This window comes from Paenibacillus sp. FSL K6-1230, from assembly GCF_038002385.1.
GTDB classification, from domain to species: domain Bacteria; phylum Bacillota; class Bacilli; order Paenibacillales; family Paenibacillaceae; genus Paenibacillus; species Paenibacillus massiliensis.
Window position 1 is genome coordinate 2,338,931 of sequence record NZ_JBBOCK010000001.1, and the last position, 14,722, is coordinate 2,353,652.

Below are 14,722 nucleotides of genomic sequence, written 5' to 3' on the forward strand. Positions count from 1 at the left end.
GCTAAAAAAAGGTACCCTGAAAGAAAAGGAAGTGAGATATCTATGTCTGACCATACGAAGGACTATTCCAAATATTTTGATTTCTCCGATGCCAAGGTCATCAGTGAGACTGACGGCAAAACAACCTATCGAATCAAGGGACGTAACATACAGATCAATGCTACACCCAATCATAGAGATGAGAAAAAGCGGGGCAAGGAGGACGTTCGGGTCCTGTATGAGAATGCAGTGCCTGATGAACTGAAGCACCTCGGTAAGGATAAGCATTATCTGGTCTATACTTATGGATGTCAGATGAATGAGCATGATACAGAGACGATCAAGGGTCTCTTGGAGCAAATGGGCTATCAACCAACCGAGGATCGCAAGCTTGCCGACATTATTCTGCTGAATACTTGTGCTATTCGTGAGAATGCAGAGGATAAGGTATTCGGAGAGCTGGGACATCTGAAGCATCTGAAGCTGGAAAAGCCAGATATGCTGTTGGGCGTCTGTGGCTGCATGTCGCAGGAAGAGAACGTTGTGAATCGTATTCTTCAGAAGCATGCCTTCGTGGACATGATCTTCGGTACACATAACATCCACCGTCTGCCGCAGTTGATCAAGGACTCCTTATTTAGCAAGGAAATGGTCGTCGAGGTATGGTCGAAGGAAGGCGATATCATCGAGAACCTGCCCAAGAAGCGGGAAGGCATGCGGGCATGGGTGAATATCATGTACGGCTGCGACAAGTTCTGTACGTATTGTATTGTACCATTTACACGGGGGAAAGAGCGAAGTCGTCGCCCCGAGGATGTCATTGCGGAGGTGCGGGAGCTGGCCCGTCAAGGCTTCAAGGAAATTACGTTGCTTGGTCAAAATGTCAATGCCTACGGTAAGGATTTTACGGATATGGCATACACCTTCGGGGATCTGATGGATGATATGCGTAAGATCAATATTCCGCGTATTCGTTTTATGACGTCGCATCCGCGAGACTTCGACGATCATCTGATCCATGTCCTTGCTAAAGGCGGAAATCTGGTGGAGCATATCCATCTGCCTGTGCAGTCTGGCAGCAGTGCCGTACTGAAGAAGATGAGCCGCAAATACACTAGAGAACATTATCTGGAGCTGGCGTACAAAATCAAGCAGGCTATACCGAATGTCGTCCTGACCACAGACATCATTGTGGGCTTCCCCGGGGAGACAGATGAGCAATTCGAGGATACACTGTCACTGGTACGAGAGGTCGGATATGACATGGCATATACGTATATTTATTCTCCACGTGAGGGTACGCCTGCGGCGATCATGGAGGATAATGTACCGATGGAGATCAAGAAGGAACGCCTGCAGCGCCTGAACGATACCATCAAGGAATATAGCAAAGATAGCAATGACAAGATGCGGGGGCAGATCGTAGAGGTACTGGTCGAAGGCGAGAGCAAGAATAATGCACAGGTTCTGGCAGGCCGGACACGCACGAATAAGCTGGTGCATTTTGAAGGAGCCGCCGATCTGATCGGTACCTTCGTGCAAGTGGAGATTACAGATGCACTGACTTGGTACATCAAGGGTAATCTTGTAGCAACACCTGTAGCGCTATAATGGTGTCTACCAGCAGGTCTATGCATTTCAGCAGAACAATATTAGCTAATACATCGTAAAGGAGCGATCGACTGTGTCAGAAGAACGGTTGGAGCATGGGGCGGAAGAGCCTCATCAGAACTCAAACGGCCAGGCGCACCCTGTCGTTCGTGAAGATATATTGAAAAAGGCTGGGGAGATTGCACGCTTGCTGCAGAGCAGCGAGGAGGTCCAGCATTTCCGTCAGGCCGAAGAGAAGGTGCAGAAGCATCCACAGATTCAGCAGCTGATCTCTGCCATGAAGAAGAAGCAAAAGGAGATTGTTGCCTTTGAATCACTGCGGAATCAGACGATGGTCGCCAAGATCGAGCAGGAGCTGGAGGAGCTGCAGGAACAATTGGACAACATTCCGATCGTGACGGAGTTCCAGCAGAGTCAGGTCGAGATTAATGATATTCTCCAATCGGTGATGTCGGCCATTCGGGACACGGTATCCGAGAAGGTTCATGTTGAGACGGGGAGCGAAGCTCCTCCATCCAGCTGCGGCGATTAAAGGATAGAGCAGTACAGGTAACAGGCAAGTGCGGAAGCGAGGCTGCTTCCGTACTTTTTTTGGACTCAGGTTGTGTGCAATATCGACTATTTAGCAAGAGAAGGGGGTTTCCGGCATGGAAGAGGTTCTACGCAACATGATTGAAGATGGAGACCACCGATTTTGGGGTCTGCTGGGCTGTAAATTTCTTGGGTATGACGGTGAACGTGTGCGTCTGGCCATGAAGGCTGGGCTCCAGCATACGAATTCGATGGGCATAATTCATGGAGGTGTACTGACATCCTTGATGGATCAGGCGATGGGGATGGCAGCACTTGCCCTGCGTCCACAGGGGGCCTGTGTAACGACCAATCTGAATGTTCATTTTCTCTCTGCCATGAAGGAGGGCGAGCTCATTATAACGGCTCGTGTCGTGCATGAAGGGGGACGGACACTAACAACGGAAGCAGAGATCAGGGACAGTGCCGACACCGTGGGAGCCATTGCTACAGCAACTTTCCGGTCGATCCCACAGAGCAGATTGCAGGAGAAGGGTTGACTTTTCCTGTAATCTTGTCATAATGAAAATATCAAAATGATATAATATGGTGATGAGAATGAGTTCAAATAAGAATCATGATCATGAACAGAGACAGAAGGATGCTTACGATGTAAAGAAATACCGTACACCTGACGGAGCGCCCGCCGATATCGTCATGTTTACGTTAACGAAGCGTGAGCGCAAGACCGTAACCAAGACCTTGCCGCTACGTGAGCTGAAGGTGATGCTGATCAAGCGTCGTCGCTGGCCTTATGAAGGCGGATGGGCCTTACCAGGGGGATTCTGTCAGGAGGAGGAATCCATGTATGATGCGGCCAAGCGTGAGCTGATGGAGGAGACTGGGGTCGACGGCGGTCATCTGGAGTACCTTGGAGTATACAGTAAGCCTGGTCGTGATCCACGCGGATGGATTATATCACATGCCTTCTTTGCGCTTGTAGAGGAATGGATGCTGGAGGAGCGGCAGGCTGCAGATGATGCATCCGAGGTTGGACTGTTCACGGTGCAGGAGGCTCTGGAGGAGCTGGAGCTTGCCTTCGACCACAAGGAGATCATCACAGACGCTTATCGCCAGATTCAGATTCAGATGCTGCAGACAACGATAGCGAAGCAATTTTTGCCGCCACACTTCACGCTAGGTGAGCTATATCAGGTTATTCAGACGGTCGTGCCTGACTTTGAGGAGCCTAATTTTATCCGCAAAATAACGTCTACACGCAGCAGGCAGGGGATTCTGGAGGAGGTTCGGGATGAGGACGGCACACCTCTTAGCTCGAATCAGTATTCGCAGCGGCCTGCACAGCTATATCGTTTTAGTGACCGCATTCCGCGTTTGTCGATCTATACCTGAGATATCGTAAAGGAGATGGGAGTATGAAGGCTCTGATTGTCATTGACTACACTCAAGATTTTGTAACCGGAAGCCTGCCCGTCGGCCAGCCAGCCGTCGACCTGAATGAGCGTATTGCTGCTGTGACCCGGGCTTTCGTGGCGCAAGGGGATTTCGTCGTCATGGCGGTAGACCTGCATGAGCGAGAGGATGCCTATCATCCAGAAACGACACTGTTCCCGCCTCATAATGTTCGTGGGACGGCAGGTCGTGAGCTGTATGGCGAGCTGGCGACGGTGTACATGGAACTGGGGCACGGTATCTATTGGATGGACAAAACAAGGTACAGCGCCTTCAGTGGCACGAATCTGGAGCTGAAGCTGCGTGAGCGGGGCATTACAGAGGTGCATCTGGTTGGCGTGTGCACAGACATCTGTGTGCTGCATACAGCGGTAGATGCTTACAATAAGGGCTTTGCCATCACCGTATACGAGGATGCGGTCGCCAGCTTTAATGAGGCGGGGCACCAGTGGGCGCTCGGACACTTCAGTGGTAGCTTAGGGGCTAAGGTAGAGCGCGCTGAGGATACTGTCCTGGCAACATAATCTTCACGGTGTAGCTGGTATACGACGTACCATTATACGTAGTATAAAGACTTACTGGGACGTTTACATCACAGGGCTCTAAGTGGCTATCGACATACAGCAATAAACGAGTGGAACCGCAACGTGGCTCCACTCCTACAGACTCAAGTTCATGGTTCATGGTGAACGGATGCCGAAGCGGCATGGCAGAAAGGATGATTACGATGCAAAGTAGTCTCGCGCTACATACGGACAAATACCAGATTAATATGATGTATGCCCATTGGGCGAATGGAACGCACCAACGCAAGGCGGTGTTTGAGGCCTACTTTCGGAAGCTTCCTTTCGGTAACGGCTATGCTGTGTTCGCAGGTCTGGAACGGATTGTGAATTATATTGCGAGCCTTCGATTTGAAGAACAGGATATTCAGTATTTGGCCAAGCAGGAGGAGAATTACGATCCCCGCTTCCTGGAGGAGCTTCGTCATTTCTCATTCCGCGGCGATCTGTACTCGATGAAGGAAGGGGCATTGGTGTTCCCGAATGAGCCGCTTGTCCGGGTAGAAGGGACCATCATGGAGGCACAGCTGGTGGAGACCGCATTGCTTAACTTCATGAACTATCAGACCCTCATCGCGACCAAGGCTTCTCGCATTAAGCAAGTGGCCAAAGGGGATATCCTGCTTGAGTTCGGTACTCGCAGAGCGCAGGAGGCAGATGCGGCAGTATGGGGAGCACGCGCAGCCTACATTGCTGGATTCGACGCGACCTCCAACATGCTGGCGGGTGAACGGTTCGGCATCCCGACCAAAGGTACGCACGCGCATTCCTGGGTACAGACTTTTATGTCCGAGCAGGAGGCCTTCGATATCTATGCCAAAGTGTTGCCAGATCAGGTGACTCTGCTGGTCGATACGTTCGATACACTGGAAAGCGGCATCCCGCATGCGATTCAGACAGCCAAATGGCTGGAGTCGCAGGGCAAGCGGATGAATGCGATTCGTCTGGACAGCGGCGACTTAGCATATTTGTCCATTCAGGCACGCGAGATGCTGGATGCTGCTGGTCTGGATTATGTGCAGATTGTCGCTTCGAATGATCTGGACGAGAATACGATCTTTAATCTGAAGGCTCAGGGAGCGCGCATTGATACCTGGGGCGTGGGCACTCAGCTCATTACCGCTTCAGACCAGCCGTCTCTAGGAGGCGTATATAAGCTGGTAGAGCGAGAGGTTGAAGGTGTGATGGTGCCGACGATCAAAATCTCCAGCAACCCGGAGAAGGTATCAACCCCAGGCAAGAAGGAAGTATACCGGATCGTCGATCCGAAGCAGAAGAAGGCGATCGCTGATTACATCTTTTTCCCGGATGAGGAGCGCCCTCGTAACGGCAAACGACTCAAACTGTTCAATCCTGTGCATTCTTACCTTAAGAAATATGTAGAGCATTATGAGGCGATTCCTATGTTGGAGCCGATCTTCGTAGAAGGCAAGCAGGTATATGAGCTGCCATCTCTGGAGGGAATTCGTGATTACCATCGTGAGCAGCTGCAGCTCTTCTGGCCGCAGTATTTGCGGAAGCTGAATCCTGAGATTTACCGGGTCAATCTGAGCGAGAAGATCTGGGAGATGAAGCAGAAGATGATTGACAGCTATATGTCCACAGAGAACGACGAGCATTAGGATATGGATAGGCATTGAAAATGAATCGAGTATGATAGCACAAGATAAGGGCCTGCTCCGCATGAAATGGGGCAGGCCCTTATCTGCATCAATGGCTTGTTCCTCATGTATGCTTGTGTGTATCAACAAGTAATTATTTCTCGGGAAAGCGCAGGAAGTAGCAAATTCGAACAGATTTAGACAAGCTACAAGTGCCGGCGTTCCTTTATTTCTTGTACAGCTCGCGCATAACATGCCTTAATTCAGGCAAAATGAGGCGTTCCATCGCCAGCTTGACGGCCCCTCTGGAGCCTGGCATGGAAAAGATGGCCGTTGTGCCGATGCTTCCAGCGATTGCTCGACTAAGCATCGCTGCAGGTCCGATGTCCTCTTGATAGCTGATCATGCGGAAGATCTCGCCGAAGCCTGGTAGTGTCTTCTCAAGCAGGGAAGCTACGGCTTCATAGGTGCCATCACGAGGAGCGATGCCGGTTCCGCCCGTGAGAAGAACTGCCTCGATGGAAGGATCAGCTGCAGCGTCTACCAGCAACTGGCGAATAACCTCCGGTTCGTCCTTGACGATGGTATACTTACTAATCGCATAGCCATGCTCACGTAGCAGCTGCATCATTAGCTGTCCGCCTGTATCCGTCTCTTCCGTGCGCGTGTCTGATACGGTAATGACCATGCAGGCTACTTGCTGCGGTGCTTCTGCGCGATGCTCATCGACAGAGCGTGTTGTGGGTTGGGATGGTGATAGGTCAGCCATTTGAATAATCTCCCTTTCAGGTATGATAGTGTTTGAGCTTGAGATGTTATGTTTCATTTTACATTCTCTCATGCTAAAATGGGAACAGATGTCACATACTTTACACCATTAATGGTTGAATAGGTTGCATAGGTAGCAGCCTGGACCCTCGTATCCAGGTTGTTTTTTTGCTTCAATATAAATAGAAACATACAAATTGCATATTAGATATGTTGGAGGAACATGATGACACAATCAATACCTGTATACGTCCTATCCGGATTTCTGGGTAGCGGCAAGACAACACTGCTTGCCCGGATGCTGACGGAGGCTCAGCGTGAAGGTAAGCGTCCAGCAGTCGTAATGAATGAGCTTGGGGATGTGAACCTGGATGGACAAACGATTGCAAGCGACATCCCAATGGCAGAGATTCTGGGCGGCTGTATCTGCTGCTCTTATCGCAATGATTTGACGACTCAGTTGGCTAGTCTGGTCAGTACGGAGTCCCCTGAGCTGATCATTATCGAGGCTACCGGAGCAGCAAATCCGATGGAGATTCTGGATGCAGTGGCTGAGGTCTCGCTATACACGCCACTGGCCCTACAACAGCTTATTACTGTAGTGGACGCTATCCATTTACACGATCTGTACGAACAGCAGAAAGGCAGAACCTACAGATTGATGCAGGAGCAGATTCGCTGCGCATCCCTTCTAATCTTGAATAAGACGGACCGCATTGACGCTTCGGTGCAGGAACAACTGGAAAGGCTACTAAGGCAGTGGAATGCGCATGCTCTGATCGTTCCGGCCCAGCATTGCGAAGTCTCCCCAGCAATTCTCTTCCATACGCCTTCTTCGGAGGAGTCGAATGCTGAGCTGCATCAGGAGGATATGCACGAGCACGAGGATCACTCGCATAATGATGTGCATACACATGATCTTGAGCCTAAGCACAATCATGACGATAATCATAAGCATGGACATCAGCATGGACATCAGCATGGACAAAAGCATGAGCATGCCCAGCCATTATCCGAGCATAGCCACCAATCGCATGAGCATGTGATGGTGTATACGCATTATTTTGATAAGTCGGTGAATAGCGTGCATTTTGAGGAGCTGCTGCGCAATCTGCCGCGAGATATCTATAGAGCCAAGGGGATTCTGACCTTTAGTGACACGAGTGGACGGTTCATGTTCCAGTACGCTTACCGAGAATCTGATTTTATGAAGGTCGAGCCGCAGGGACAAATCAGAGACGTTGCTGTATTTATTGGTGAGCATTTTGATAAGGAGCAGCTAGTGCAGAGCTTGAAGCGACTGGTGTGACGGCAATCGGGGCACGGGGTAAGTGGGTATATGGAGAAATCATGATAGCGTACATGCCGGATCGCGTGCACATTGATAAGCTGTTATGAATTGCATAGTATCAGGAATGAAAGCCCGAAGGGGTGATTAGTCTCTGTACCTGATGGGTAAAAAGGTATACAGTATTTTATCGACCAGGAGGTAGTGTAATGAATCATTCTTATCATAAAAGCATTGAGGCATGTCTGGAAGCCATGAACGCATGCAATCTCTGCTATGTATCGAGTCTGAAGGAATACGATCTGGCCTTGCTGCGGGACTGCCTGCGACTGACAAGAGAATGCGCCGATATTTGTTCATTTGCCGCACAGTCTCTTGGTCGTGGAACGGAATTCGCGGCAGAGATTTGCGAGCTGTGTGCCAAGGCTTGTGAGGCCTGTGCCAGGGAGTGCGGTAAGCATAATCACGAGCATTGCCAGGCATGCGCTGAAGCTTGCCTCCGTTGTGCCGAAGCCTGCCGCATCATGAGCGTTGCTTGATTCTTCGACTCCATGTCAACTTATGACATTGGTGGTATGGATGGCCGATAGCTACCGGCCTCTCGTTAATAGCAATTTAGAGGTTGCTTTTGGCAACAGAACTGTTCTATAATGTGAGTCATTATATGAATATCCAACGTCTGGGAACGGGAGAGTAGCCAGGTGAATCCCCATTGTAGCGAGCCGGGAAGGTGGGAGCCGGTATGGGAAACATGGTGAAGCGCACTTGGGAGACGTCAGATTCAGTGTATGCTCGTCGTCTATGCCGCATTTGGGATGGAGTGTCGTCATACAGGCAGGTCTGAACGGTTGGCGCACGTTATGCGTTGTTTGAGTGGAAGGAACGATTCTGTGCATTCGTTCTTCACGAAGAGTGGTACCGCGGGAACTTAGGCTCTCGTCTCTTTTATAGAGACGAGGGCTTTTTTGGTTGCGAAGCAATAAATTTGCTTTTATAAAAAAAAGGGGGAACCTGTCATGTTGATACAAGCTGCTGCACAACTGTTATCCAAGTACGTAGAGGAGTCGCAGGAGGAATTGATCCACCTGCTGGAGACGCCCCCTCGCCCGGAATGGGGCGACGTGTCCTTGCCATGTTTTCGATTCGCGAAGAGGCTGCGGCTTGCGCCACAGCGGATCGCAGCGGAGCTGGCCGAAAGACTGAACGAGGAAGAGAATGAAGGGGGATTATCCGCCTCGGCTGAAGGAGCTTATCTTAATCTGACATTTGAGCGGAGTGCCTATATTCCTAAGCTACTGGAGCAGATGTCTCAGGAAAGCTATGGGTCCCTTCAACTGGGTAAAGGTCAGCGAGTCGTTATTGACATGTCCTCGCCCAATATTGCCAAGCCCTTCGGGATCGGACACCTGAGATCGACAGTTATCGGTGCAGCCCTCTATCGCATTTTGCGAGCTGTCGGGTATGAGACCGTTAGTGTCAATCATCTGGGGGATTGGGGCACCCAGTTCGGCAAGCAGATTGTAGCCTATAAGCGGTGGGGGGTTGATGAACTGCTGGAAGCTGATCCGATCGGTGCTTCCCTGCAGCTATATGTTCGCTTTCATGAGGAAGTGGAGCATCAGCCTGAGCTAGAAGACGAGGCCCGGGACTGGTTCCGACGTCTGGAGCAGGGTGATCCTGAGGCACAGCGGCTGTGGCACTATTTTGTGACCATTAGTATGAAGGAATTCAATCGGATGTATGACCGCCTTGGTATTACCTTTGACCATGTGCTCGGCGAGAGCTTCTATAATGACAAGATGGGTGCTGTAGTCGAGGCCCTCAAGGAGAAAGGTCTGTTGGAGGAAAGCGACGGGGCGCTGGTGGTCCGGCTCGATGATCTGGAGCTGCCACCGTGCCTGATTCTGAAGAAGGATGGAACGACCATCTATCCAACAAGGGACCTGGCGACCGCTATATACCGACATGATAACATGGAGGCTGATCGCCTGCTGTATGTGGTGGGCGCCGAGCAGCAGCTGCATTTCCGTCAAGTATTCACCGTTCTGGAGCGAATGGGATATGATTGGGCACAGGCTTGCGAGCATGTACCTTTTGGCTTGATGAAGATGGAAGGTAAGAAAATGTCCACTCGGCGTGGTAAGGTGCTCAAGCTGGAGGAGGTTCTGAATGAAGCGGCTGCGCGGGCGCTTGCGGTGATTGAAGAAAAGAGCCCTCAGCTACCTGAGCGCGAGCTTATCGCAGAAGCAGTCGGAGTAGGAGCTATTATATTCGGTGATCTGAAGCATCATCGGACTAATGAGATTGATTTCTCGCTTGAGGAAGCGGTTCAGTTCGATGGGGAGACGGGTCCGTATCTCCAATACACGTACGCTCGTACACAAAGTGTTCTTCGCAAGCTTGAAGCTGCAGCGGCAGAGTCTGCACGAGCTTCTGATTCGAGTGGAGATGGCCTTGCAAATGCAAGCATGGGTAACAATGATGCACAGGAATCAGCTCCGACATTAGGTGAGGCTGGATGGAGCTTGCTGAAGCAATTAGCTACCTATCAGGCCGCGCTTGAGCGGGCTGCTGTACGGCTGGAGCCCTCGCAGCTAGCGAGATTCGCGCTTGATACGGCTCAGGCCTTCAACCGCTTCTACCACCAGGAGCGAATAGATGGTGGTGGGGTCTGGAGAAGGGAATTGACGAGTGTGACTGCAATGTTGCTGTCCCGTACGTTGAAGCTGCTAGGTATTCAGGCACCTGAGCGGATGTAGTGGCTTGGATTAGTGGTACTTTGACCGAGTACAGTTGTGGGTGGTGCTAGGCTGCTATTCCTCTAGCCGTTGGAGGGAGCAGATGCTTTTGCGAATGAACTGAAACATATTCGTCTTCCATGTCGTCTGTAAGAATAGAGAACATCATTTTGAGAAATCTATCCATAATAAAGAGAAGATCTGGAGGTATGAATATGAAGCATACAAAAAAAACGGTAATGGCCCTGGTGGTTACTTGCTCATTAACAGCTGCCACAGCGGCGGCGGCATTCAGCGATATTAGCAACCCGCAAAACGCAAAAATTGTCCAAGCACTCCAACAGCAAGGAGTTGTATCCGGTGTGAATGAACAGCAATTTGCCCCTTCGGGCTCGTTGACAGCGGCTCAGGGGCTACAAATGATCGTGAATGCTCTGAAGCTGCAGGTAGAGGGGACTGACCAAGCTATCGTTGCTAAGAATGACAAGACATGGTATGCGGATGCTTATGAGATCGCCAAGGCGAATGGTATTGCGTTGTCCGATGCGAAGCCTGCTACAGTGCTGACCAAGGAGCAATTTGCCAAGGCTCTATATGAGGGGATCAATGCAACTGGACAGTATCCAACGATTAAAATGTACATCCAGGCTGCTGACGAGAAGCAAATGAACCCGAACAGTATGGAGGCAATTCAATTCCTGTTGCTGACGAAGATTACCAGTCTGGATGAGAACCAGAACTTCCTGCCACAGCAGCGAGTCACTCGTATGGAAGCTGCTCAAATGGTCTATAATGCGATAGAATTCGTAGATCGAATGAACCAGCCTGTAGAGAATGAGCCACAGCCACAGCCTGAGCCTGAAGAGCCAGTCATTCAGGAGCGAGTTGAGCTGAGTATCGAGAAGCAAAACGATCAGCAGAATAAGGTCATTTTGACACGTAAGGATGCACCGAACCCAGGCTATGGGATTGCAGTTGATCATATCGAGTATGTGAATGATACAGAGGCTGTGGTCTACTACAAGCTGCTGAGTCCGAAGCCTGGGGAGATGAATATCCAGGTCATCACCGATACACAAACCAGCACGCTGGTGGACAGTAAGTATAAAGTAACCATCAAGCCAGTAGCAGGAACCAAGCTACCTCAACCGAGCCTGGGTACCGTACGTTACTAAGGCTGGGCTGTTCTGAAGGCCCAAGGATACTCCCATCATAGTAGAAGTAGAAGAAGCAAAAACTTCTATGGCTACGCATGATGGGAGTTTTTATGCTGTCTATTTTTCAGGAGCGAAATGATAAATTCAGGTCTCTTGATGTTCGCCTAGACTGGCTTTTGCCACCTACCTTTCGCCGTAGCAGTCGCCACTTCGCCGCCGCGAACGATGATATGACCACGAACGATCGTGCCCATTACACTACACGGGAATGTATGTCCGATATACAGGCTCTGTTTATGCTTAGCATAATAGTTCTCTTCCGTTACAGTAAACGCTTGGTTCAGGTCAACGATGGCGAAATCCGCATCCATTCCGATGGCGATACGACCTTTGCGCTCTGCAAGACCGAAGCGCTCCGCCGGATTCGAAGCTGTCCAAGCGGCGACCTGCTCCAGCGGAATGTCTTGTGCTTGTGCCAGTTCCAGCGCTGACAATAATGTGAACTGACCGCCGCTAATGCCGCCCCATGCCTGGAAGAGATTATAGTCCTTCGGGTCCTTCATATCGTATGGGCACGGCGAATGGTCTGACGATAGCATATCGAATTTTCCTTCCGCTAGCAGGGAAATCAGCCGTTGTTGTTCGTCTGCTTCTCGCAGGGGAGGTGCGCACTTGGCGAGGCTACCTTTTTCGCGTAGGCTGTCGTGGTTAAAGAGCAGATAATGCGGGCATGTCTCAACCGTTACATTCATGCCGCGAGCCTTAGCCGCCTCGATTTTACCTACAGCCGCTGCCGAGCTGATATGAACAAAGTGCAGCGCGCAACCAGTTATCTCTGAATAGTAGAGTGCGCGTTCCACGGCTTCAACTTCGGCCAGGATCGGGCGTGTCTCTAGATAGTCGTCGGCGCTCACGAGTCCCGCTGCTTCTTTTTCTGCTTTCAGCCAGTTGGTGATTGCTGCGCTCTCGGAATGCAGGGCCAGTACCTTGCCGAGTGCTGCAATCTTTTTCATGCCAGTCAGCAGTGTTATATCGTCGACCGCTTCAAATTCCTTGTTGCCGGTCGTGGACAGGAACGCTTTGAATCCGATTACACCGGATTCCGTCAATGGCTGCAGATCGTCTTCGTTGCCTGGCACGAGTCCACCCCACAGACCGAAATCGACGAGCGACTTTTCGTTTCCAAGACGTGCCTTGTCGAGCAGCGCCTCCTGATCTACCGTTGATGGAATACCGTTTAGAGGCATGTCGAAGAACGTGGTGCAGCCCCCGGCAGCCATCATGGCTGATCCAGTCGTGAAGCCTTCCCAGTGCTCACGGCCTGGTTCGCTGAAATGGACGTGCACATCGATCATACCAGGAAGTACATGGAATCCAGTTGCGTCCCACTCGTGCTCCGTTTCGCCCACTAGCTTGGCGGCAATCGCTGCAATTTTTCCGTCTTTGACGCCGACATCAACTTTCGTGACGCCATCCGGCAGCACCACGCTGCCGCCACGTACGATCAGATCATAACGTTCCATGCACATCTCTCCTCATTAGGTGGTGTTAATGTATTGTTCAGACAGATTCTTCAAAAATCGTACCCTTCTTGAAAGATGAGCCTTTGAATGCTAGCTTGCTTAGCAAAAGATATGCGATACCTGCAACGGTAAATCCGATGATCCAGCCGATGTCGACCAGCAGGAAGGCCGCACCAGCTCCGATGAGCATGGCTAGCATGGCGCTTGGATTGTAGCCTTTGAAGGAGCCATTCTCTAGGTACAGCTCTGTCGTGTCGATCTTCTGTTTGCGAAGGATGTAGTATTCGACCAACATAATGGCGACAATCGGGCCTAAGAAAGCAGAGTAAATCAGGATGAATGTATTCAAGCCTTTAGCGGAGGAATCCTGCACGAGAACCCACGGGAAGGAGCAGAGTGCAAGCAATCCGGTTACAATGACAGAAGCTTTGTATTTAAGCTTAGTGACGAGTGAAATAACGTAAGCTGGCGGCACGATGTTGGCGACCATGTTGACGGCAACTGCACCAATGACGATGAAGGCCGATACACCGACGGTGATATAAGGATTGTCGACGATGACCGCAAATGCTTTGACCGGATTTGAGATGCCTGTCGCAGCAGCCATCATGACTCCGATGGTCAGGACGAAGCCATAAGCAATAATGATGGGGAAGAAATACAGCATGCTGCGTTTTTTGTTGCTAATACCGCTCTTGAGCTCACGGGAATAGTCACCTGCACTCAGGAAGATCGCTGCATAGTTGCCGAGGAACACCATGATGAAGGCGAAGAACGGGAGTCCCCATGTCCCTTGTGCATTTACCCAATTTTCGGTAATCGCGGCACTGTGGGAATTGAGTAGTATGCCGAATACATAGACAAGTGCTAGCATGATGACGACAGAGGCAAGCGTCTCCACCCACTTGATCGCATGAAAGCCATAAAGCGAAAGGACAATCTGAGCCGCCTGCAATACCACGAAACAAATCGGGATGCTATCGAAGCTTCCGCTACTCAGCACCTTGACGATCTCGTTCAGTGCAGTTGCTCCGACCCAACTTTGGAAGCCATACCAGACGATAGCAGGGACACCGCGCAGGAACGAGGAGATGATGGACCCTTTAATGCCGAAAGACATCCGTAACTGGACCACATAAGGTATACCCGTCCGGTAGCCGAAGCGGTCGTTCAAGGCGAAGAGCACGGAAATGATGCCAATTGCAATGATCGCTGCTACAACAGTCTGGAAGAGATTAAGCGTTGCGATGCCAGCAGCAATCAGGCTCGCGCCGAGTGTCATGTTACCGAGATTTACACCGTCCCCAATCCACATAAACATGTAAGAGACCGATCCAATCGTTCTGTCGCTCTCCCGCTTTGGTTTTAGGGAGTCGTCCACACTGATATTTTCTTGCAATGGTGTCTCCTCCAACACACGACTTGTCAAATTCATAGACATATTCGGCTCCACTCCCTCTTTTTTATGGGGTGCGCAGGCTGAACTGATCGCCTTCAAGATTACTTAAGTC

13 protein-coding genes are annotated in these 14,722 nt (G+C 50.6%); 10 read left to right on the forward strand and 3 right to left on the reverse strand.

All coding sequences use genetic code 11. The features are described 5' to 3' along the window. Positions 1 to 42: 42 nt before the first annotated feature. From miaB to MKX74_RS10340, 6 genes are all read left to right on the forward strand, one after another. Positions 43 to 1,590, forward strand: coding sequence for a tRNA (N6-isopentenyl adenosine(37)-C2)-methylthiotransferase MiaB (gene miaB, locus MKX74_RS10315; RefSeq protein ID WP_341178278.1), 1,548 nt, complete (start codon positions 43 to 45; stop codon positions 1,588 to 1,590). Positions 1,591 to 1,663: 73 nt separating this feature from the next. Next, entirely contained in the window at positions 1,664 to 2,122 is a 459-nt protein-coding gene (locus MKX74_RS10320) for a RicAFT regulatory complex protein RicA family protein (RefSeq protein ID WP_445667263.1), read from the forward strand. 115 nt (positions 2,123 to 2,237) lie between these two features. Beyond that, the gene (locus tag MKX74_RS10325; RefSeq protein WP_341178279.1) at positions 2,238 to 2,660 is read left to right on the forward strand and encodes a PaaI family thioesterase; all 423 of its coding nucleotides are present in this window, start codon (positions 2,238 to 2,240) and stop codon (positions 2,658 to 2,660) included. A gap of 58 nt (positions 2,661 to 2,718) precedes the next feature. After that, positions 2,719 to 3,513 (forward strand): NUDIX domain-containing protein, encoded by a 795-nt coding sequence (locus MKX74_RS10330; protein ID WP_445667264.1) that lies wholly within the window; start codon positions 2,719 to 2,721, stop codon positions 3,511 to 3,513. A gap of 23 nt (positions 3,514 to 3,536) precedes the next feature. After that, entirely contained in the window at positions 3,537 to 4,097 is a 561-nt protein-coding gene (locus MKX74_RS10335) for a cysteine hydrolase family protein (protein ID WP_025679806.1), read from the forward strand. 203 nt (positions 4,098 to 4,300) lie between these two features. Next, the gene (locus MKX74_RS10340) at positions 4,301 to 5,758 is read left to right on the forward strand and encodes a nicotinate phosphoribosyltransferase (RefSeq protein WP_025679805.1); all 1,458 of its coding nucleotides are present in this window, start codon (positions 4,301 to 4,303) and stop codon (positions 5,756 to 5,758) included. A gap of 205 nt (positions 5,759 to 5,963) precedes the next feature. Here MKX74_RS10340 and MKX74_RS10345 read toward each other — a convergent pair whose 3' ends face one another. Next, on the reverse strand, positions 5,964 to 6,506 hold the full coding sequence (locus MKX74_RS10345; RefSeq protein WP_018883303.1) for a MogA/MoaB family molybdenum cofactor biosynthesis protein: 543 nt from the start codon (positions 6,504 to 6,506) through the stop codon (positions 5,964 to 5,966). 225 nt (positions 6,507 to 6,731) lie between these two features. Here MKX74_RS10345 and MKX74_RS10350 point away from each other — a divergent pair, with 225 nt between their 5' ends. The 4 genes from MKX74_RS10350 (at position 6,732) to MKX74_RS10365 (ending at position 11,706) form a co-directional block, all read left to right on the forward strand. Beyond that, a complete protein-coding gene (locus tag MKX74_RS10350; RefSeq protein ID WP_341178281.1) occupies positions 6,732 to 7,814 on the forward strand; it encodes a CobW family GTP-binding protein in 1,083 nt (360 codons plus the stop codon). Positions 7,815 to 8,002: 188 nt separating this feature from the next. Continuing rightward, complete coding sequence (locus MKX74_RS10355) at positions 8,003 to 8,332, forward strand: four-helix bundle copper-binding protein (RefSeq protein WP_018883301.1); 330 nt, start codon at positions 8,003 to 8,005, stop codon at positions 8,330 to 8,332. Positions 8,333 to 8,809: 477 nt separating this feature from the next. Then, on the forward strand, positions 8,810 to 10,552 hold the full coding sequence (gene argS / locus MKX74_RS10360; RefSeq protein ID WP_341178282.1) for an arginine--tRNA ligase: 1,743 nt from the start codon (positions 8,810 to 8,812) through the stop codon (positions 10,550 to 10,552). 194 nt (positions 10,553 to 10,746) lie between these two features. After that, positions 10,747 to 11,706 carry an S-layer homology domain-containing protein gene (locus MKX74_RS10365; protein WP_341178283.1) on the forward strand — a complete coding sequence of 320 codons (960 nt, stop codon included), beginning with the start codon at positions 10,747 to 10,749 and terminating at the stop codon, positions 11,704 to 11,706. Between the two features lie 146 nt (positions 11,707 to 11,852). On the opposite strand, the gene MKX74_RS10370 is transcribed toward MKX74_RS10365, so the two are convergent. Further along, the gene (locus tag MKX74_RS10370) at positions 11,853 to 13,211 is read right to left on the reverse strand and encodes an allantoinase (protein WP_341178284.1); all 1,359 of its coding nucleotides are present in this window, start codon (positions 13,209 to 13,211) and stop codon (positions 11,853 to 11,855) included. 37 nt (positions 13,212 to 13,248) lie between these two features. After that, positions 13,249 to 14,652, reverse strand: a complete 1,404-nt coding sequence (locus MKX74_RS10375; RefSeq protein WP_341178285.1) for an NCS1 family transporter — start codon at positions 14,650 to 14,652, stop codon at positions 13,249 to 13,251. Between the last annotated feature and the right edge of the window lie 70 nt (positions 14,653 to 14,722).

Coding starts and splice junctions, on each gene's coding strand:
- MKX74_RS10355 (WP_018883301.1), top strand. CDS start 8,003: ATGAATCATTCTTATCATAAAAGCATTGAGGCATGTCTGGAAGCCATG.
- MKX74_RS10370 (WP_341178284.1), bottom strand. CDS start 13,211: ATGGAACGTTATGATCTGATCGTACGTGGCGGCAGCGTGGTGCTGCCG.
- miaB (WP_341178278.1), top strand. CDS start 43: ATGTCTGACCATACGAAGGACTATTCCAAATATTTTGATTTCTCCGAT.
- MKX74_RS10350 (WP_341178281.1), top strand. CDS start 6,732: ATGACACAATCAATACCTGTATACGTCCTATCCGGATTTCTGGGTAGC.
- MKX74_RS10375 (WP_341178285.1), bottom strand. CDS start 14,652: ATGTCTATGAATTTGACAAGTCGTGTGTTGGAGGAGACACCATTGCAA.
- MKX74_RS10335 (WP_025679806.1), top strand. CDS start 3,537: ATGAAGGCTCTGATTGTCATTGACTACACTCAAGATTTTGTAACCGGA.
- MKX74_RS10330 (WP_445667264.1), top strand. CDS start 2,719: ATGAGTTCAAATAAGAATCATGATCATGAACAGAGACAGAAGGATGCT.
- MKX74_RS10340 (WP_025679805.1), top strand. CDS start 4,301: ATGCAAAGTAGTCTCGCGCTACATACGGACAAATACCAGATTAATATG.
- MKX74_RS10345 (WP_018883303.1), bottom strand. CDS start 6,506: ATGGCTGACCTATCACCATCCCAACCCACAACACGCTCTGTCGATGAG.
- MKX74_RS10325 (WP_341178279.1), top strand. CDS start 2,238: ATGGAAGAGGTTCTACGCAACATGATTGAAGATGGAGACCACCGATTT.
- argS (WP_341178282.1), top strand. CDS start 8,810: ATGTTGATACAAGCTGCTGCACAACTGTTATCCAAGTACGTAGAGGAG.
- MKX74_RS10365 (WP_341178283.1), top strand. CDS start 10,747: ATGAAGCATACAAAAAAAACGGTAATGGCCCTGGTGGTTACTTGCTCA.